General features: G+C 70.5%; 21 protein-coding genes. 17 read left to right on the top strand and 4 right to left on the bottom strand.

Annotation, left to right across the window (positions count from 1 at the left end; all coding sequences use genetic code 11):
- Window positions 1–23 precede the first annotated feature (23 nt).
- From sufD to ACIRVK_RS22560, 6 genes are read left to right on the top strand one after another with little or no spacing between them, the layout of a single operon-like run.
- Window positions 24–1,241 carry a Fe-S cluster assembly protein SufD gene (gene sufD, locus ACIRVK_RS22585; RefSeq protein WP_404249713.1) on the top strand — a complete coding sequence of 406 codons (1,218 nt, stop codon included), beginning with the start codon at window positions 24–26 and terminating at the stop codon, window positions 1,239–1,241.
- Window positions 1,241–1,558: a bifunctional 3-phenylpropionate/cinnamic acid dioxygenase ferredoxin subunit gene (locus tag ACIRVK_RS22580; protein ID WP_133042646.1), complete on the top strand. Its 318-nt coding sequence runs from the start codon at window positions 1,241–1,243 to the stop codon at window positions 1,556–1,558. Before sufD ends, ACIRVK_RS22580 begins: the two co-directional genes overlap by 1 nt.
- An 8-nt stretch (window positions 1,559–1,566) precedes the next feature.
- Window positions 1,567–2,331: a Fe-S cluster assembly ATPase SufC gene (sufC, locus tag ACIRVK_RS22575; RefSeq protein ID WP_404249710.1), complete on the top strand. Its 765-nt coding sequence runs from the start codon at window positions 1,567–1,569 to the stop codon at window positions 2,329–2,331.
- Complete coding sequence (locus ACIRVK_RS22570; protein WP_404249708.1) at window positions 2,328–3,602, top strand: cysteine desulfurase; 1,275 nt, start codon at window positions 2,328–2,330, stop codon at window positions 3,600–3,602. The genes sufC and ACIRVK_RS22570 overlap by 4 nt, the downstream gene beginning before the upstream one ends.
- 9 nt (window positions 3,603–3,611) lie before the next feature.
- Window positions 3,612–4,079, top strand: a complete 468-nt coding sequence (sufU, locus tag ACIRVK_RS22565; protein WP_404249706.1) for a Fe-S cluster assembly sulfur transfer protein SufU — start codon at window positions 3,612–3,614, stop codon at window positions 4,077–4,079.
- Complete coding sequence (locus ACIRVK_RS22560; protein ID WP_404249704.1) at window positions 4,076–4,408, top strand: metal-sulfur cluster assembly factor; 333 nt, start codon at window positions 4,076–4,078, stop codon at window positions 4,406–4,408. Before sufU ends, ACIRVK_RS22560 begins: the two co-directional genes overlap by 4 nt.
- Before the next feature lie 84 nt (window positions 4,409–4,492).
- Here ACIRVK_RS22560 and ACIRVK_RS22555 read toward each other — a convergent pair whose 3' ends face one another.
- Entirely contained in the window at window positions 4,493–5,332 is an 840-nt protein-coding gene (locus ACIRVK_RS22555) for an AbfB domain-containing protein (protein ID WP_404249702.1), read from the bottom strand.
- 211 nt (window positions 5,333–5,543) lie between these two features.
- Between ACIRVK_RS22555 and ACIRVK_RS22550 the strand changes: the two genes are divergently transcribed.
- From ACIRVK_RS22550 to dapD, 3 genes are all read left to right on the top strand, one after another.
- Complete coding sequence (locus ACIRVK_RS22550; protein WP_404249700.1) at window positions 5,544–5,864, top strand: DMT family transporter; 321 nt, start codon at window positions 5,544–5,546, stop codon at window positions 5,862–5,864.
- On the top strand, window positions 5,864–6,406 hold the full coding sequence (locus ACIRVK_RS22545; protein ID WP_404249698.1) for a TetR/AcrR family transcriptional regulator: 543 nt from the start codon (window positions 5,864–5,866) through the stop codon (window positions 6,404–6,406). The genes ACIRVK_RS22550 and ACIRVK_RS22545 overlap by 1 nt, the downstream gene beginning before the upstream one ends.
- Window positions 6,407–6,532: 126 nt before the next feature.
- Window positions 6,533–7,522: a 2,3,4,5-tetrahydropyridine-2,6-dicarboxylate N-succinyltransferase gene (gene dapD / locus ACIRVK_RS22540; RefSeq protein WP_404249696.1), complete on the top strand. Its 990-nt coding sequence runs from the start codon at window positions 6,533–6,535 to the stop codon at window positions 7,520–7,522.
- An 89-nt stretch (window positions 7,523–7,611) separates the two neighbouring features.
- Here dapD and dapA read toward each other — a convergent pair whose 3' ends face one another.
- On the bottom strand, window positions 7,612–8,517 hold the full coding sequence (gene dapA, locus ACIRVK_RS22535; protein ID WP_404249694.1) for a 4-hydroxy-tetrahydrodipicolinate synthase: 906 nt from the start codon (window positions 8,515–8,517) through the stop codon (window positions 7,612–7,614).
- A gap of 166 nt (window positions 8,518–8,683) precedes the next feature.
- Here dapA and ACIRVK_RS22530 point away from each other — a divergent pair, with 166 nt between their 5' ends.
- The 6 genes from ACIRVK_RS22530 to ACIRVK_RS22505 all read left to right on the top strand — a co-directional run bounded on the left by ACIRVK_RS22530 (window position 8,684) and on the right by ACIRVK_RS22505 (window position 11,984).
- Complete coding sequence (locus ACIRVK_RS22530; protein WP_404249692.1) at window positions 8,684–8,824, top strand: hypothetical protein; 141 nt, start codon at window positions 8,684–8,686, stop codon at window positions 8,822–8,824.
- The gene (locus tag ACIRVK_RS22525) at window positions 8,821–9,513 is read left to right on the top strand and encodes a hypothetical protein (protein ID WP_404249690.1); all 693 of its coding nucleotides are present in this window, start codon (window positions 8,821–8,823) and stop codon (window positions 9,511–9,513) included. Before ACIRVK_RS22530 ends, ACIRVK_RS22525 begins: the two co-directional genes overlap by 4 nt.
- A 71-nt stretch (window positions 9,514–9,584) precedes the next feature.
- Complete coding sequence (locus ACIRVK_RS22520) at window positions 9,585–10,004, top strand: phage holin family protein (protein WP_404249688.1); 420 nt, start codon at window positions 9,585–9,587, stop codon at window positions 10,002–10,004.
- Entirely contained in the window at window positions 10,001–10,528 is a 528-nt protein-coding gene (locus tag ACIRVK_RS22515; protein ID WP_404249686.1) for a DUF3618 domain-containing protein, read from the top strand. Before ACIRVK_RS22520 ends, ACIRVK_RS22515 begins: the two co-directional genes overlap by 4 nt.
- 114 nt (window positions 10,529–10,642) lie before the next feature.
- A complete protein-coding gene (locus ACIRVK_RS22510; protein WP_404249684.1) occupies window positions 10,643–11,239 on the top strand; it encodes an ArsR/SmtB family transcription factor in 597 nt (198 codons plus the stop codon).
- A 13-nt stretch (window positions 11,240–11,252) separates the two neighbouring features.
- The gene (locus ACIRVK_RS22505; protein ID WP_404249682.1) at window positions 11,253–11,984 is read left to right on the top strand and encodes an SRPBCC domain-containing protein; all 732 of its coding nucleotides are present in this window, start codon (window positions 11,253–11,255) and stop codon (window positions 11,982–11,984) included.
- Window positions 11,985–12,028: 44 nt separating this feature from the next.
- On the opposite strand, the gene ACIRVK_RS22500 is transcribed toward ACIRVK_RS22505, so the two are convergent.
- Window positions 12,029–13,855 carry an endonuclease/exonuclease/phosphatase family protein gene (locus tag ACIRVK_RS22500; RefSeq protein WP_404249680.1) on the bottom strand — a complete coding sequence of 609 codons (1,827 nt, stop codon included), beginning with the start codon at window positions 13,853–13,855 and terminating at the stop codon, window positions 12,029–12,031.
- Window positions 13,856–14,132: 277 nt separating this feature from the next.
- Here ACIRVK_RS22500 and ACIRVK_RS22495 point away from each other — a divergent pair, with 277 nt between their 5' ends.
- Both ACIRVK_RS22495 and ACIRVK_RS22490 read left to right on the top strand, forming a co-directional pair.
- On the top strand, window positions 14,133–15,560 hold the full coding sequence (locus ACIRVK_RS22495) for a hypothetical protein (RefSeq protein ID WP_404249678.1): 1,428 nt from the start codon (window positions 14,133–14,135) through the stop codon (window positions 15,558–15,560).
- Window positions 15,561–15,755: 195 nt separating this feature from the next.
- Entirely contained in the window at window positions 15,756–17,195 is a 1,440-nt protein-coding gene (locus ACIRVK_RS22490) for an alkaline phosphatase PhoX (protein WP_404249676.1), read from the top strand.
- A 48-nt stretch (window positions 17,196–17,243) separates the two neighbouring features.
- On the opposite strand, the gene ACIRVK_RS22485 is transcribed toward ACIRVK_RS22490, so the two are convergent.
- Window positions 17,244–17,603, bottom strand: a 360-nt coding sequence (locus ACIRVK_RS22485; RefSeq protein ID WP_404249674.1) for a transposase, incomplete at its 5' end; no start/stop codon positions are given.

Below are 17,603 nucleotides of genomic sequence, written 5' to 3'. Positions count from 1 at the left end.
AGAAAGCGAGCAGACCGACAGCCATGGCTGAGGCTCAGAACTCCCCCGCCCTCAACTCCGTTCGGGCGGGGGGACCCCCACCGGTGGGGTCCACCACCGCCGGCTCGATCGCGGTGGCCGCCGAGTCGACCGTCGCCACGCGCATGAGCGCGCCCCCCTCCTTCGACGTGCAGGACTTCCCCGTCCCGCACGGCCGCGAGGAGGAGTGGCGGTTCACCCCGCTGGAGCGCCTGCGCGGCCTGCACGACGGCAGCGCCGTCGCGACCGGCGAGGGCGTCAAGGTCGAGGTGGACGCGCCCGAGGGCGTCACCGTCGAGACCGTCGGCCGTGACGACGCCCGGATCGGCAAGGCCGGCACCCCGGTGGACCGCGTGGCCGCGCAGGCGTACTCCGCGTTCGAGAAGGCCGGCGTGGTCACCGTCCCCAAGGAGACGGTGCTCACCGAGCCCATCCGGATCGCCGTGCACGGCGAGGGCGGCGTCCGCTTCGGCCACCAGGTGATCGAGCTGGGCGCCTTCGCCGAGGCCGTCGTCGTCATCGACCACACCGGTGACGCGGTGCTCGCCGCCAACGTCGACTACATCCTGGGCGACGGTGCCAAGCTGACCGTCGTCTCCGTCCAGGACTGGGACGACAAGGCCGTGCACGTGGCCCAGCACAACGCGCTGATCGGCCGGGACGCGTCCTTCAAGTCCGTGGTCGTCACCTTCGGCGGAGACCTCGTACGGCTGCACCCGCGCGTGCGGTACGCCGGCACCGGCGGCGAGGCCGAGCTGTTCGGGCTGTACTTCACCGACGCCGGCCAGCACCAGGAGCACCGCCTCCTGGTCGACCACAACGTCCCGCACTGCAAGTCCAACGTCGTCTACAAGGGCGCGCTCCAGGGCGACGACGCGCACGCCGTGTGGATCGGCGACGTGCTCATCGAGGCCGAGGCCGAGGGCACCGACACCTACGAGATGAACCGCAACCTGGTGCTGACCGACGGCGCCCGCGTCGACTCCGTGCCGAACCTGGAGATCGAGACCGGCGAGATCGTGGGCGCCGGACACGCCTCCGCGACCGGCCGCTTCGACGACGAGCAGCTCTTCTACCTGATGGCCCGCGGCATCCCGGCCGACGAGGCCCGCCGCCTGGTGGTCCGCGGCTTCTTCGCCGAGCTGGTCCAGCAGATCGGCGTCGAGGACATCGAGGCGCGGCTGCTCGAGAAGATCGAGGCCGAGCTGGAGGCCACCGTCTGATGGCCTTCGTACGCGCCTGTGCGCTGAGCGAGCTGGAGGAGGACACCCCGAAGCGGGTGGAACTCGACGGCACGCCGGTGTCCGTCGTGCACACCGCGGGCGAGGTCTTCGCGATCCACGACGTCTGCTCGCACGCGAACGTCTCGCTGTCCGAGGGCGAGGTGGAGGACTGCCAGATCGAGTGCTGGCTGCACGGCTCCAGCTTCGACCTGCGCACCGGCAAGCCGTCCGGCCTCCCCGCGACGCGCCCCGTCCCCGTATACCCCGTAAAGATCGAAGGGGACGACGTGCTCGTCTCCCTCAACCAGGAGTCCTGAGGCAATCCATGGCAACGCTTGAAATCCGAGACCTGCGCGTCACCGTCGAGGCCGACAACGCCACGAAGGAGATCCTCAAGGGCGTCGACCTGACCGTGAAGCAGGGCGAGACGCACGCCATCATGGGCCCCAACGGCTCCGGCAAGTCGACCCTCGCCTACTCCCTCGCGGGCCACCCCAAGTACACGATCACCGGCGGCACCGTCACCCTCGACGGCGAGGACGTCCTGGAGATGTCCGTCGACGAGCGCGCCCGCGCGGGCCTGTTCCTGGCGATGCAGTACCCGGTCGAGGTCCCCGGCGTGTCCGTGTCGAACTTCCTGCGCACCTCCGCCACCGCCATCCGCGGCGAGGCCCCCAAGCTGCGCCTGTGGGTGAAGGAGGTCAAGGAGGCCATGGAGCGCCTCAACATGGACCCGTCCTTCGCCGAGCGCAACGTGAACGAGGGCTTCTCCGGCGGCGAGAAGAAGCGCCACGAGATCCTCCAGCTCGAACTGCTCAAGCCGAAGATCGCGATCCTCGACGAGACCGACTCCGGCCTCGACGTCGACGCCCTTCGCATCGTCTCCGAGGGCGTCAACCGCGTCCGCGAGACCGGCGAGGTCGGCACCCTGCTGATCACGCACTACACGCGCATCCTGCGCTACATCAAGCCCGACTTCGTGCACGTCTTCTCGGGCGGCCGCATCGTCGAGTCCGGCGGCGCCGAGCTCGCCGACAAGCTGGAGAACGAGGGCTACGAGGCTTACACGAAGGGTGGCGTATCCGCGTGACGCAGTTGCCGGGCCTCCTCACGGGAACATCTCAACTACTCGACGAGGCGCTCCGCAAGGACTTCCCCATCCTGGACCGCCAGGTCCACGACGGCCGGAAGCTCGTGTACCTGGACAACGCGGCGACCTCGCAGAAGCCGCGCCAGGTGCTGGACGCCCTCGCCGAGTACTACGAGCGCTACAACGCCAACGTCCACCGCGGTGTGCATGTGCTCGCCGAGGAGGCCACGGCGCTGTACGAGGGAGCGCGCGACAAGGTCGCCTCCTTCATCAACGCGCCCAGCCGCGACGAGGTGATCTTCACCAAGAACGCCTCCGAGTCGCTCAACCTCGTGGCGAACATGCTCGGCTGGGCCGACGAGCCCTACCGGGTGGACTCCGAGACCGAGATCGTCATCACGGAGATGGAGCACCACTCCAACATCGTGCCCTGGCAGCTGCTGTCGCAGCGCACGGGCGCGAAGCTGAAGTGGTTCGGTCTCACGGACGACGGCCGGCTCGACCTGTCCAACATCGACGAGATCATCACCGAGAAGACGAAGATCGTCTCCTTCGTGCTGGTGTCGAACATCCTGGGCACGGTCAACCCGGTCGAGACGATCATCCGGCGCGCCCAGGAAGTCGGCGCCCTCGTCTGCATCGACGCCTCCCAGGCCGCCCCGCACATGCCGCTGGACGTGCAGGCGCTGCAGGCCGACTTCGTGGCCTTCACCGGCCACAAGATGTGCGGCCCGACCGGCATCGGCGTCCTCTGGGGCCGCCAGGAGCTGCTGGAGGACCTGCCTCCGTTCCTCGGCGGCGGCGAGATGATCGAGACGGTGTCGATGCACTCCTCGACCTACGCTCCCGCCCCGCACAAGTTCGAGGCGGGCACCCCGCCGATCGCCCAGGCGGTCGGTCTCGGCGCGGCGATCGACTACCTGAACGCGATCGGCATGGACAAGATCCTCGCCCATGAGCACGCGCTGACGGAGTACGCGGTCAAGCGCCTGTCGGAGGTTCCCGACCTCAGGATCATCGGCCCCACCACGGCCGAGGACCGGGGCGCGGCGATCTCCTTCATCCTCGGCGACATCCACCCGCACGACGTGGGCCAGGTCCTCGACGAGCAGGGCATCGCGGTCCGCGTCGGCCACCACTGCGCGCGGCCCGTCTGCCTCCGCTACGGAATTCCTGCGACCACGCGAGCGTCGTTCTATCTGTACTCCACGCCGGCCGAGATAGACGCTCTGGTCGACGGGCTGGAGCACGTACGGAACTTCTTCGGCTGAGAGGCTGTCGTGAAGCTGGACTCGATGTACCAGGAAGTCATCCTGGACCACTACAAGCACCCCCACGGGCGTGGTCTGAGGGATGGCGACGCCGAGGTGCACCACGTGAACCCGACGTGCGGCGACGAGATCACCCTCCGTGTGAAGTACGACGGCACGAAGATCGAGGACGTCAGTTACGAGGGCCAGGGCTGCTCGATCAGCCAGGCCTCGGCCTCCGTGCTGAACGACCTCCTGGTCGGCAGGGACCTGGCCGACGCGCAGCGGATCCAGGAGACCTTCCTGGAGCTGATGCAGTCCAAGGGCCGGATCGAGCCCGACGACGCGATGGAGGAGGTGCTGGAGGACGCGGTCGCGTTCGCCGGTGTCTCCAAGTACCCGGCCCGGGTCAAGTGCGCCCTCCTGAGCTGGATGGCGTGGAAGGACGCGACGGCCCAGGCACTGGGTGGCGCCGACGCCGAAAGGAAGACGGCATGAGCGAGACCGTTGAGATGAAGCCGGCCTCGGAGGAGGAACTCCGGGAGGCCCTGTACGACGTCGTGGACCCCGAGTTGGGCATCGACGTCGTCAACCTCGGCCTGATCTACGGCATCCACATCGACGAGTCCAACATCGCGACCGTCGACATGACCCTGACCTCCGCGGCCTGCCCGCTGACGGACGTCATCGAGGACCAGGCCAAGTCCGCCACGGACGGCCTCGTCAGTGAGCTTCGCATCAACTGGGTCTGGATGCCGCCGTGGGGCCCGGACAAGATCACGGACGACGGGCGCGAGCAACTGCGGGCGCTGGGCTTCAACGTCTGACATCCGCTTGCTGCAGAAGGCCTGCTGAAGAAAGCGGCGACGTCCCCTCGGGGCGTCGCCGCTTCTCGTCGTTCAGGCCGTCGTTCAGGCCACGCCGCCCACCAGGCGGAACGCCGAGTCCTGCTGGTACTGGCCGTCGTACTGGTAAGGGTCCAGTTCCAGCTGGAAGTTCTGGTGGCGCAGGAAGCGGCCGGGGTAGTTCACCGACTCGAACATGACCGCGCCGGGGATGCCGGACGGGCGGGCGCAGAAGGTGGCGTCCTGCTGGAACAGTGATGAACCGTCGTCGGGTTCGTCACGCAGCAGGAAGTTCCGGTGGCGCAGGTACTTGCCGTCGTGCGTGGCGAAGGAGTAACAGGAGCCGTCGGCCAGGCCCTTGATCAGCCGGAAGGTGGAGTCCTGCCGGGATTCCGAGCCGCCGAGCGGGTCGAGTTTCACGTAGTCGCCGCTCACGTGCCAGTAGCGGTCGGGGTAGTTCACCGCGTTGACGGACACGTAGGTGACCGAGGGCTTCGGCCTGCCCGGCGAACCCGAGTGCGAGGTCGGCGACTTGGCGGGCTGCGGCCCGCCCGCGGCGGACGGCGAGCCGTTCTCCTGCGGGCTGGGGGAGGCACCGGTGTCCGCCGGGGACAGCCCGGACTTCCCGGTGGACGGTGACGAGGGGCTGTTCGTCGGGGGCGTGGCGAAGGAGATCAGGCCGGGCACGGTGGCGGCGCCGGTCGGCGACGTGTCCTTGGCGGCACGTGACGAGCCGCCAGAACCGTTGTCCATCACGGCTATCCAGGTCACGCACGTGATGATCGTGGCCACGGCCAGCCCGCCGGCCAGCCAGAGTCTTCGGGTGCCGGGAGCCCGGGAGGTGTCGGGGGTCCAGCCGTTCTCCCAGGGCTCGTTCGGCGGGGGCTGGGGGGTGGTTTCTGGCATGCGCTGTTCCTCCAGCGGCGCCCGAGGCGGCGGCCGGGGATGTGAGGGTGACGTAAGTGAGCGGTGAAACACTAGTGGAGCAGAGGGGGTGCTGGGGGCGTTTCAGCGAGCGGTTTCCGTGAATCTTGAACCTCCCTCAGGAATCTTGTCCAGAGATCGGCACGAGCCGCGATGTGTACACCTGTACGCATCGTTGTGTACGCTCGTCCACATGGGATATCTCTTTCTCGGCGCGGCCATCGCCGCCGAGGTGGGCGCCACCACCGCCATGAAGTACAGCGAGGGCTTCAGCAGGCTGGTGCCGACCGTGCTGACCGTTGTCGGCTACATCGTCTCCTTCGTCCTGCTCGCGCAGACACTGAAGACCGTCTCGGTCGGCACGGCCTACGCCATCTGGTCCGGCATAGGCACCGCGGCGATCGCCACCATCGGGCTGATCTGCTTCGGCGAGGGCATGACGGTGACCAAGGCCGCCGGAATGGCCCTGATCATCATCGGCGTGGTGGTGCTCAACCTCGGGGGCGCGCACTGATGGCCCGGCGCTACGACCCCGACCGGCGGCAGCGCATCATCGACGCGGCGATCCGGGTGGTGGGCGAGAAAGGGCTCGCCGGGCTCACCCACCGCGCCGTCGCGGCCGCGGCCGATGTGCCGCTCGGCTCGACGACGTACCACTTCAGGACCCTCGACGAGCTGACGGTCGCGGCGCTGCGGCAGGCGAGCGAGGGCTTCGCCAAGGTGATCGCCTCGCGCGGCGGCCTTCAGGACCCCTCGGCCGACCTGGCCGCCGAACTCGCGGGCTGGATGGGCGAGTGGCTTGCGGGCGACCGGACCGGGGTCGAGCTGGAGTACGAGCTCTACCTCGCCGCCCTGCGCCGTCCCGTGCTGCGACCGGTGGCCGCCGAGTGGGCCGAGGACCTCGCCGACCGGATCGCTCCGCGCACCGACGCGGTGACGGCGCGGGCGCTGGTCGCGCTGATGGACGGGATCTGTCTGCAGGTGCTGCTGACGGGGGTGGCCTACGACGAGGGGTACGCGCGGGAGATGCTGCGGCGGGTGATCTCCGGCGGGTGATCCCTGCCGTGGCCCGGACCTCCTGGAGCCGCGGAAACCGCCGGTGGCGGTCCCTGTCGGCCCGCACCCTGAGACACCCTCCCCGCGGGTTGGCCTGGGCGGCCCCCGGCCGGTTAGGTTGCCCTCATGACCGACACGACTGCTTCCCGTTCCACCGGTGCCGTGGCCGCCGGCCTCGCCACCGTCGCCGCCGACGGCACCGTTCTCGACACCTGGTTCCCCGCGCCCGAGCTGGCCGACGAGCCGGGTCCGTCCGGCACCGAGCGGCTGTCCGCCGAGCGTGCCGTGGAACTGCTCGGGGCGGGTGCCGCGAAGGCGATCGGGCCGGACGCCCGACGGGGTGTCGATGTGGTCGCCGTGCGCACGGTCATCTCCTCGCTGGACGAGAAGCCGATCGACGCCCACGACACCTATCTGCGGCTGCACCTGCTGTCGCACCGGCTCGTCAAGCCGCACGGCCAGAGCCTCGACGGGATCTTCGGCTTCCTCGCCAACGTCGCCTGGACCTCGCTCGGTCCCGTCGCCGTCGACGACGTGGAGAAGGTGCGGCTCAACGCCCGCGCCGAGGGGCTGCACCTCCAGGTGACCTCTATCGACAAGTTCCCCCGCATGACCGACTACGTCGCGCCCAAGGGCGTGCGCATCGCCGACGCCGACCGGGTCCGCCTCGGGGCCCACCTCGCCGAGGGCACCACCGTCATGCACGAGGGCTTCGTCAACTTCAACGCCGGCACGCTCGGCACCTCGATGGTCGAGGGCCGTATCTCGGCCGGTGTCATCGTCGGCGACGGGTCCGACATCGGTGGCGGCGCCTCCACCATGGGCACGCTGTCCGGCGGCGGCAACGTCATCATCTCCATCGGCGAGCGCTGCCTCATCGGCGCCGAGGCCGGCGTCGGCATCGCGCTCGGCGACGAGTGCGTCGTCGAGGCCGGGCTGTACGTCACCGCGGGCACGCGCGTGACCATGCCGGACGGGCAGATCGTCAAGGCCCGCGAGCTCTCGGGCGCCTCCAACATCCTCTTCCGCCGCAACTCGGTCACCGGCGCCGTGGAGGCCCGCCCGAACAACGCCGTCTGGGGCGGTCTGAACGAGATCCTGCACAGCCACAACTGAGCGGGCCGTTGGTGAGCGCCCTCTCCGTCCCGGGGGAGGGCGCTTCGTCACGTCCGCCGCCCTTTGGCGAAACGCTACGGCGGTGGTCGTCAGGCCGCCGTGAGGTCCTCGTAGGCCGCGAGCAGCCCGTCGAGCGCGGCGCGGCCGGCGGGCCGCAGCGGTGGGCGGACCGGGCCCGCGGGCAGGCCGAGTTCGTTCAGCAGCGCCTTCCCGGTGACCGTGCCGGGCAGACCCGCCGCCATCATCGACTCGATGAGCGGCGTGGCCCGTTGCTGCAGCCGGGCCGCTCCCGCCGTGTCGCCCGCGTCGAACGCGTCGATGACGGCGCGCAGTTGGGACGGCACGACGTTCGCGACCGTGCTGACATAGCCCGCGCCACCCACCGCGTACAAGGCGAGGTTGTGCTCGTCGCAGCCCGCGTAGTACGCCAACTCCCCCTGCCCGAGCACCTTTTGGGCGGCGAGGAAGTCGTGGGAACAGTCCTTGACGGCCACGATCCGGGGGTGCTCGGCGAGTCGCAGCATCGTCCCGGGTTCGATCCGGGTGCCGGTGCGGCCCGGGATGTCGTACAGCACGACCGGCAGCCCCGAGGCGTCCGCGACCGTGCGGAAGTGCTCCTCCAGCGCGTCCTGCGGAGGCCTGCTGTAGTAGGGGCTGACCACCAGTACCCCGTCCGCGCCCGCCTTCTCGGCCGCCAGCGCCAGTTCCACGGTGTGCCGGGTGTCGAAGGTCCCGACCCCGGCCACGATCGACGCCCGGCCGCCCACCGCCTCCCGTACCGCCTCGACGAGCGCCGCCTTCTCGGCGTCCGAGGTGGTCGGCGACTCACCCGTCGTACCGGACAGCACCAGCCCGTCGCAGCCCCGGGAGACGAGGTGGTCGGCGAGCCGCTGGGCTCCGTCGAGATCCAGCGCGCCGTCGGCGGAGAAGGGCGTGACCATCGCGCAGAGGGCGCGACCGAAGGGCGGGGCAGGGCGTGCGGAGGTCGTCGTCATGGCCCTAGTCTCGGCAGAAGGACAGTGAAGCTCCACTTAATTCTCCTACGAGGTATCGCTAAGCATCACTGTAGAAAGGGTCCCGGTGCCGGGCCCTATGTTCATTCGGCCCCTTCATGGGTCACCATGGTCGGGACGGTCATCGGCATCGGCCCATGGAGGCGTCATGAAGCTCGGCAAGGCACTGGCCACCGGAGTCGCGGCGGAAGAGCGGCCCGAGGCGCAGGTCCAGGCACCCGAGGAGCTCGAACTCCCCGAGGAGACCAGGGAACTGAAGGCCCCCGAAGAGGTACCGGCGGCCCGATGAGACTGCGGCTTCCGGAGGAACGCCCGACGGAGCCGCCGACCGGATACAAGATCGCCCACCCGGTGCTGTCGCAGGACGGCACCCGGGGCGGGTTCACCGGTGTGTCGCTCGGCGGCGCGCTGCCGTACGGGGTCCTGGCCGACGCGTCCTGCGTCTACGGCCTGCGGCACCGTCCCCCGCACCGGCGCTGCGGCTGCGGCTTCCACTGCGTGCACGACCGCGCGGCGGCCGAGGCGCTGCTGTGCACGGCGGAGCACCGGGCTGCCGTGCTGCTCGAGGTGACCGTCCTCGGCCGCTACCTCCGCTTCGAGCGCGGCTTCCGCTACGCCCGTCAGCGGGTGCGCACCGCCACGATCGGACCCTGCGCCTGCGGCACCGTCGCCGGCGCCCTGGCCGACGCGGGCTGGGGCCGCCCCGGCTGGCGTGCCCTCGCGTCCACCTGCGCGGCCTGCGCCCACGGCCGTCCGTCGCTCTCGCTCGCCGCCTTCGCGCGGCTGGCCGGCGAGGGGCTGCGGGTGATCGCCGGGACGCGGGACGCCGGGCAGGTGGCCCCTCTCACCGGCGCCGACGATCTCGGGGTGCCCGAACTCGTCGCCGAGGCAGCCCTGTTGCAGGCCCGCCTCGACTGGTTCCAGACCCAACTGGCGCGGCTGCGTGAGCCCGGGCAGGGCGGCGGGCCTCAGGGGTAGCCAGGGCCGGTCCGGGTACCCGGGGTGTTCCGAACGCTGTGCAGGAGAGGAACACGAGAGGAGGCGACACCGTGACCGGGACCACGCACCCCGGGCCGGTGCGCGACGAGCACCACTCGGTGGGCGAACTCGTCGGCCGGGCCACCGAACAGCTTTCCCGGCTCGTGAAACAGGAAGTGGCCCTCGCCAAGGAGGAGTTGGCCGAGAAGGGTCGCCGCGCCGGACGCGGCGGCGGACTGCTCGGCGCGGCGGGAGCCTTCGCGTACGCCGGGCTGCTCGCGGCCGCGGGCACGGGCGTCGCAGCCCTCTCGCTGGTGCTGTCCGTCTGGGCGGCGGCACTGATCGTGACGGCGGTGCTGTTCGTGATCGCCGCCGTCCTCGGCGTGACCGGCCGCGCGCAGCTGCGCCGGGCCGCACCCCCCACCCCCGAGGAGACCCTCGGCAGCGTCAGGGCCGATGTCGAGGAGATCAAGGAGAGGGCACACCGATGACGGGCGTCAAGGGCCCCGACGAGCTGCGGCGGCAGATCGAGCAGACCCGCAGCGAACTCGGGAACACAGTGGAGGAGTTGGCGGGCAGGATGGACGTGAAGGGCCGTGCACGGGCCCGGGCGGCGGACCTCATGGACAAGGCCGGCGCGATGACCGTGCAACTGCGCAGCACCGCCGCGCTGGCCGGCCACACCGTGCAGGAACGCGCCGCACATGCCGGCCACGCCGTACAGGAACGCGCCGCGCACGCCGGCCACGCCGTGCAGGAACGCGCCACCCAGGCCGGGCACAAGGTGCAGGACCGGGCGACGAGCACCGGGCACCAGGTGGTCCGGGCGGGCCACACCGCCCAGGGCAGGGCGTCGGAGACGGGCCGCACCCTGGAACGCCGGGCCGAGCACGACCTGCCCTGGCCGGCCGGCCCCGTGGTCAGGGCGGCCGTACGCCACCCCCGGCCCACCCTGATCATCGGCGCGGCACTCGCGGTGGTCGTGGTGGTGGGGTGGAGGTACCCCAAGAAGTAGCACGCACCTCAGAAACGCCGGACGGGCACATCGCGGCCCGGCCGGCGTTTTTCGCGCTCTGCCGACAACTCGAGTCCCCTGGACAAAAAAAGTTTTCGGTGAGACGGTGGACGCATGCTGGACGTCACCGTGATCGAGGACCCCGAGGCCGCCGCCGTCTCCCTGGACCCCATACGCGCCCGTCTGCTGGCCGAGCTCGCCGCCGGGCCGGCCTCGGCGGCGATGCTGGCCGGGAAGGTCGGGCTGCCCCGGCAGAAGGTGAACTACCACCTCAAGGCGCTGGAGCGGCACGGCCTGGTCGAGCTCGCCGGGGAGCGCCGCAAGGGCAACGTCACCGAGCGCCTGATGCGGGCGACCGCGGCGTCGTACGTCATCTCGCCCCTCGCGCTCGCCTCCGTGCAGCCGGACCCGGACCGCTTCCGGGACCAGCTCTCCGCGCGCTGGCTGCTCGCCCTCGGCGCCCGGCTGGTACGGGACGTCGGCTCACTGATCACCGGCGCGGCAAAGGCCCGCCAACGACTGGCCACCTACGCGCTGGACGGCGAGGTCCGCTTCGCCTCCGCCGCCGAACGGGCCGCGTTCATCCAGGAGTTGACGGCCGGGGTCAGCGCCCTGATCCGCAAGTACGACGCCCCGGAGGCCGCGGACGGCCGTGACCACCGGATCGTCGTGGCCGTCCATCCCGCCCTCAAGCAGACCGAGTCGGAATAGTCAGGAGTCCGCCATGTCCAAGGAATTCGAGATCGCCCGCGAGTTCGAGGTCGACGCCACGCCGGAGGAGGTGTTCGAGGCCGTCACCAACGCCAGCGGCGCCTACCTGTGGCCCATGGACCCGCCCGAGCCCCGCGTCGGCGGCAAGGCCGCCTTCGGCTCCACCGTCACCGCCTACGACCCGCCGCACCGCCTCACCATCCGCAGCGAGGACGTCGGCTTCTCCGTCCAGAGCCTCAACCAGCTCGACTACACCATCGAGGCCCGCGAGGAGGGCCGCCGCGCCTGGGTGCGCTACGTGCACAGCGGCATCTTCACCGACGACTGGGACAACCAGTACGACGGCGCCGACAAGCACACCGACTTCTACCTGCACACCCTGCGCGAGTACCTCACCCACTTCGCGCCCCGCCCGGTCACCTTCGCCCAGCTCGAAGGGCCCGAGGCAGCCAAGGCCGCCGACGCCTTCGCCGCCGTCGGACGCGCGCTCGGGCTGGCCGACGACACGGAGCAGGGCGCGCGGGTGCGGGCGCGCGGCCCCGAGGGGCAAGTCCTCGACGCCGTAGTGGACTTCCGCAACCCCTACTTCCTCGGGCTGCGCACCGAGAGCGCCCTGATCCGCTTCTTCGGCCGCAACCACTGGGGCGCTCCCGTCGGCATCAGCGTCCACGACTTCGCCCCGGACGCCGACGCCAAGGCGACCGAGACCGCCTGGCAGACCTGGCTGGACGGGGTCTACGCCTGACCACTTCGACCCCGCCCAGCACTCACCGCGACACCGCGGGTGCCCTACGGACGGAACCGCAGCACCTGCGGGTCGTGGTCGCTGATCTGGTCGTTGAACTCCGAGTTGATGTGCACGCTGTCGTAGGCGAAGTCACAGCCGCGCCGGATCGACGGGCTGATCAGGATCTGGTCCAGGACCTGCTGGTTGCCCTGGTAGTCGTAGGTGTAACGCTCGCTCTTCGGCAGCGACTTGATCGCCGACCACAGCTCGCCGTCACCCTCGAGGATCTTCGCCGTGCCGGAGAACTCGAAGTCGTTCATGTCGCCGAGCGCGACGACGTCGGCGTTCTTCTGGACCTCGAGGATGCTCTTGACGAACGCGTTGACGAGGGTCGCCTGCGCGTGGCGCTGGGTCTCCGAGCTGCGCACCGGCGGTTGGTACTGCGCGGTCAGACTCTGGTCGCCGCCCTTGGAGTTGAGGTGGTTGGCGATCACGAAGACCGTGTGGCCGTGGAAGACGAACTCGCCGGCCAGTGGCTTGCGGCTGGACTTCCAGGCGTCGTTCGTCGGGTCGATGCGGCCGGGGGAGACCGTCAGCTGCGCCTTGCCGTGCATCTTGGTGACGCCGACGGCGGTGGTGGAGTCGCCGCCCGCGCGGTCCACGAAGGACACCCGCTCGGGGTTGAAGAGGAACACCTGGCGGATGTTGCCGCCGGGCTCGCCGCCGTCCTGGTCGTTGACCGGGTTGATCGAGCGCCAGTCGTACTTCGGGCCGCCCGCCGCGACGATCGCGTCGATCAGCTTGTTCACGGTCGTGCTCGCGTCGACGACGCCGTCGTCCGTCGCGCCGTCGTTGTCCTGGATCTCCTCCAGGGACACGATGTCGGGGGACTGGAGGTTGTTCACGATCGCGGAGGCGTGCGCCGCGAAGGTGGCGTCGGACGGGTCGAGGTTCTGGACGTTGTAGGTGGCCACCGCAAGCTCGCCGTGAGCCTGCTTCTTCGTCGTCTCGCGCTGCAGGCCACCGCTCTTGAGCGTGCCCAGCTGGGAGGCGACCAGCGTGTAGCCGCCGAACTGGTTGAAGTCCAGCGGGCCGGTCGTGGTGCCGGTGAGGGTGTCGCCGACGTTCGCCTTCGGGAAGTCGGTCGTCGGGCCCAGCGACTGGATCTGCAGTCGGCCGGTGTTCTGCGAGGTGTAGGAGCCGTACAGTGTGCCGCCGCGGCGGGTCGGGTGCTCGTGCGGCTTCACCGTCACCCACAGCTCGCTGTACGGGTCGGTCGCGGTGACCACCCGGGCCTCGGCGACCTGGACGTTCATGCCCTCCAGGGACTCGTAGTAGTCCAGGGCGTACTTCGACGGCTGCAGCGGCAGCCCGTTGATCGAGTTGTTCGTCGTGGCGTCGCCGGCCGGGGCGTACTCGCGGGGCACCGACTTCGCGTCGATCACGACCGGCGCCGGGACCGCGTTGCCCGTCGACACGGTGGTGACGGTCGGCTTGGTGATCTCGGTCAGCGACTGGTTGCCGCTCGCGGCACCGCCCGGCACGTATTCCGAGACCGTGCCGGTGACCGTGACGGAGTCACCGACGGCGACCTTCGGCGTGGAGCCGGTGAAGACGAACACGCCCTCACTGGTGGCCGGGTTGTCGTCCGGGTTCGGATCCTGCAGCCAGAAACCTCTGGACGAGCCGTACGTGCGCGTGGCCGTGACGATGCCGGGCACGTCCGTGACCTTCTGGCCGGCGTACGGCGATATACGGGTCGTGCCCTGGATGTCATGGATGCGCACCGAGTCCGCGTGCGCGGGCGCGGTCAGGGCGACGGTGGACGCGGCGGAGCACACTGCGGCGACGGTGAGCGCGGCGAGACGCGCGGAAGACTTGCTCGGCAACGGAATCCCTCCGGGGACGTACGTGAGCGCCGGGACGAGGGTGGTGCGAGAAGCGACTGGTGACGCGCGTAGAGCCGAGGTGAACACCTGACCCCCCGTTTCTACGCGCGTCAATCTCCTGCCTGCTCAGGCCAGTTGTCAAGGTTTCGGCCATGTACGGACCCTGGCCGGGAGATGAACCGGGCGGCATGGGGTGAAATCCGTCTAGGCTGAGCGACTGAGTCGTACGTCGTCCAGGTGGTCGTGCGGCCGTCCGGTCCCCTAGGAGAACCAGCCGATGTCAGACAGCTCCCCCCTGCCGCCGGTACGGCTGCACCCCGAAGCGGAGCTGGCGCGGGACGCGCTGTCCACGCCCCTGCTGTCCCGGGCCGCGCGGCTGGCCCGCTGGGCCGGCCCGGACACCCGGGTCGACGCCGGGGGCGGACTCGTCGACGAGCAGGTGCCGGCCGCCGCCGAGATCCTGGGGCTGACCGGGGACGAGGCCGCGGCGGACGCGAGCGAGGCCTGGCGGGTCGCCCTGGACACCGGGCTCGTCGAGATCGCCGACGAGGACGAGGGCACCGTGACGGCCGGACCGGACCTGGCGCTGCTGACCGGCGGTTCCCCGCACGACGTGCTCGCCGTGTGGCAGGGGGCGCTGGAGACCCTGATCGCCGACGCGAGCGTGCCCGACCTGGACGGCCTGGAGGAAGCGCTGGACGAGGGCGGCGAACTCGACTTCGCGCAGCTCCAGTGGGACCCGGAGGCGGAGGCCGAGTTCCTCGACGGCGTCCTCGCCAACCTGTACCTGCTGTCCGTCGCGGAGGACGGGCCCGCCGACTCCCCGGTCCCGCTGCCCGCGCTCGCCGCGTCCATGATCGTGCCCTCCGACATGGGCGAGCCCACCAACGACGTCCTGGAGCAGGTCTCCGACGCGATGATGAAGCTCGACGACCAGTTCCGGCTGCTGGAGCCGGTCGGACTCGTCGAGTACCAGCCCGTCGACGAGGCGTTGATGGCGGACACCGACGAGGAACCCGCCGCGCAGGTCGACGACACGGACGTCTCCCGCTACGGCATGGTGCGCCTCACCCCGCTCGGGCTCTACGGGCTGCGCGCCCGGTTGCTGGAGGCCGGGTTCACGGCACCCGCGGTCGGCGACCTCGCCGACAAGGGGGCGGACGCGCTGCTCGACGGAACGGCGACGTTCCCGCAACGTGCCGCGCAGGCGGAGACCGAGCAGTGGCTCGCCCGACGTGAACCCCTCGCCGCCGTACGGGAGTTGCTGGCGGCGGCCCGCGGTCTGGACGCCGGTGCGCCACTGCGGCGGCTGCGCTGCCAGCAGGCGCTGTCGCTCGTCGGCGCGGAGGCCGAGCCGGCCCTGCGCGAGGTGCTGGACGACCCCGAGCTGGGCGGCCTGGCCCGGGTGTGGCTGGCTGAGCACGGCGCGTCCGACGTACCGCCGCCCTCGGAGGCGATGATCTTCTGGCTGACGGTCGACACCGTGGCCGCGCAACTCGCCGCCGAGGGGAACTCCGAGGAGCTTCGCGAGCTCGTCGAGGGCCTGGCCCAGCAGCACAGCGGCTTCTTCACGGCGGCCTGGCGGGTCGATCACCCGTCGACCGCGGACGTGCTGGAGGCGATGGGACGGCTGCATCCGGACAAGCGGATCGCGAAGGAAGCCCGCAAGGCCGCGTTCAAGGCGCGCTCGCAGCACGGAGGCTGACGCGGCGGCCCACCCGGATCTCCAAAGAACACCCCAAGGGACTTTCCGTTCCCATGGGTTGCGGCATGCGGACTCATGGAACTGTGTCCGGTCCGGACGTCCGGTGTTCGACTCCCGTTCAGACATGGGCGAAACGGTGGCGCAGACCCGAGGTCCGCCACCCTCCACGGCACGCCCACCGTCACAGGAGAAACCATGTCGCTCACCCGCAGGGACTTCGCCAGGAAATCCGCGATCACCGGCGCCGGAGTCGCGCTGGCGGGCAGCGTCGGCGCCCTCGCCACCGCCCCGGGCGCCCTCGCCTCCACGGAGACCGACAGCGACGAGGAGACGGCGCACGGCCACGGCGGCGTCGGCTACGGACCGCTGCTCCCCGACCCGGACGGCATCCTCGCCCTCCCCGCCGGCTTTTCGTACCGGGTCATCACCTACGGCGGCCGGACCAAGCTGGAGTCCGGCGAGTTCACCCCCTCCCACCACGACGGCACCTCCACCTTCGACGGCCCCCGCGGCGCGACCCTGCTGGTCAACAACCATGAGCTCAAAGGCCCTCGCTCGAGCTGGAAGTACCCGGTCCCGCTCACCGAGGGCCTGGTCTACGACCCCGCCGCGTCCGGCGGCTGCACGGTCGTCGAGGTGCGCCGCGACCACGTCGCCGAATGGGTCGGCATCGCCGGCACCTCCACCAACTGCGCGGGCGGCAACACCCCTTGGGACACCTGGCTGACCTGCGAGGAGACCGAGGACAAGGCCGGCCAGAACGGCATGACCAAGGACCACGGCTACGTCTTCGAGGTCGATCCCGCCGACCGCCGCGCGAACCGGAACCCCAGGCCCGTCAAGGCGCTGGGCCGTTACGCCCACGAGGCCGTCGTCGTCGACCCCCGGCGCGGCCACCTCTACCTCACCGAGGACGCCTCCGGCCCCAACGGCCTGCTCTACCGCTGGACCCCGCCGGCCGGCTTCCGCCACGGCCGCGGCAAGCTGCGCACCCTCGCCGACGACGCGGGCGTCCTGCAGGCCTTCAAGTGCTTCGACTCCGGCGGCAAGTTCGTCGACGACCTCTCCCGCGCCACGAAGATCGGCACGGTGTACGGAGTCGACTGGGTGGATGTCCCCGACCGGGACGCGAAGACGGTCTCGACACGCAAGCAGTTCCCCGAGGGCCGCATCACCCGCGCCCGCAAGCTGGAGGGCATGTGGTGGGGCGACGGCGGCGCCTACATCGTCTCCTCGTACGCCCGCGACGAGAGCCCCGTCCAGCACGACGGCGCGGTCTGGTTCTACGACCCGAAACGCCGCACCCTCACTCTCAAGGTCCTGATCGGCGTCAATCCCGACCCCTCCGCCGAGGGCCACTTCGACGGCCCCGACAACATCACCGTCTCCCCGTACGGCGGCCTGGTCATCGCCGAGGACGGCGAGGGCCTGCAGCACCTGTTCGGCGCCACCGACAGCGGCCGCACCTACCCCATCGCCCGCAACGAACTCAACATCGGCACCGAAGACAAGCCCGAATACAGCGAGTTCACCGGCGTCACCTTCTCGCCCGACGGCAGGACCCTGTACGCCAACATCCAGGAGCCGGGGGTCATGCTGGCGATCACGGGACCGTGGAAGCGGCAGAAGCGGTAAGTCGCGCCGACGGGAACGGCCTTTAAGAGCTCGCGCAGATAGGCGCACTCATGGGCGGTGGTTCGGGCGGTCGTCCCAGCGGTGGGTGGTCCACGCGCGGCGGATTAGGCTACGGACGGTGATGATCGTGTCGGCGAGGTCGAAGTAGGCGTTGATGACCGTGGCCCGGCGTTCGTAGCAGCGGGCGAGGCGGTGGAAGGCGTTCTGCCAGGCGTGGGTGCGCTCGATGTGCCACCGCTGGCTTGCCTGGATGGGCGCCTTCTCGCCCTTGTGGGCGATGCGGCCGTGCAGGTTGCGGGCGGTGAGTTCGGTGCGGGTCTTGTCCGAGTCGTAGCCGGCGTCCAGGTGGACAGTGATGTCGTCGGGCAGCGGACCGAGGTCGTCCAGCAGGTCCAGGGTCGTGGCAAG

This window comes from Streptomyces sp. NPDC101152 (assembly GCF_044768275.1).
Classification (GTDB): Bacteria; Actinomycetota; Actinomycetes; order Streptomycetales; family Streptomycetaceae; genus Streptomyces.
Note: the sequence above shows the minus strand (reverse complement) of the source record. Positions and strands in the feature narration are given on the sequence as shown.

Coding starts and splice junctions, on each gene's coding strand:
- ACIRVK_RS22530 (WP_404249692.1), top strand. CDS start 8,684: ATGAAGCTCGGCAAGGCACTGGCCACCGGAGTCGCGGCGGAAGAGCGG.
- ACIRVK_RS22505 (WP_404249682.1), top strand. CDS start 11,253: ATGTCCAAGGAATTCGAGATCGCCCGCGAGTTCGAGGTCGACGCCACG.
- ACIRVK_RS22580 (WP_133042646.1), top strand. CDS start 1,241: ATGGCCTTCGTACGCGCCTGTGCGCTGAGCGAGCTGGAGGAGGACACC.
- ACIRVK_RS22555 (WP_404249702.1), bottom strand. CDS start 5,332: ATGCCAGAAACCACCCCCCAGCCCCCGCCGAACGAGCCCTGGGAGAAC.
- dapA (WP_404249694.1), bottom strand. CDS start 8,517: ATGACGACGACCTCCGCACGCCCTGCCCCGCCCTTCGGTCGCGCCCTC.
- ACIRVK_RS22495 (WP_404249678.1), top strand. CDS start 14,133: ATGTCAGACAGCTCCCCCCTGCCGCCGGTACGGCTGCACCCCGAAGCG.
- ACIRVK_RS22560 (WP_404249704.1), top strand. CDS start 4,076: ATGAGCGAGACCGTTGAGATGAAGCCGGCCTCGGAGGAGGAACTCCGG.
- ACIRVK_RS22510 (WP_404249684.1), top strand. CDS start 10,643: ATGCTGGACGTCACCGTGATCGAGGACCCCGAGGCCGCCGCCGTCTCC.
- ACIRVK_RS22525 (WP_404249690.1), top strand. CDS start 8,821: ATGAGACTGCGGCTTCCGGAGGAACGCCCGACGGAGCCGCCGACCGGA.
- ACIRVK_RS22515 (WP_404249686.1), top strand. CDS start 10,001: ATGACGGGCGTCAAGGGCCCCGACGAGCTGCGGCGGCAGATCGAGCAG.
- sufC (WP_404249710.1), top strand. CDS start 1,567: ATGGCAACGCTTGAAATCCGAGACCTGCGCGTCACCGTCGAGGCCGAC.
- ACIRVK_RS22550 (WP_404249700.1), top strand. CDS start 5,544: ATGGGATATCTCTTTCTCGGCGCGGCCATCGCCGCCGAGGTGGGCGCC.
- dapD (WP_404249696.1), top strand. CDS start 6,533: ATGACCGACACGACTGCTTCCCGTTCCACCGGTGCCGTGGCCGCCGGC.
- ACIRVK_RS22545 (WP_404249698.1), top strand. CDS start 5,864: ATGGCCCGGCGCTACGACCCCGACCGGCGGCAGCGCATCATCGACGCG.
- ACIRVK_RS22490 (WP_404249676.1), top strand. CDS start 15,756: ATGTCGCTCACCCGCAGGGACTTCGCCAGGAAATCCGCGATCACCGGC.
- sufD (WP_404249713.1), top strand. CDS start 24: ATGGCTGAGGCTCAGAACTCCCCCGCCCTCAACTCCGTTCGGGCGGGG.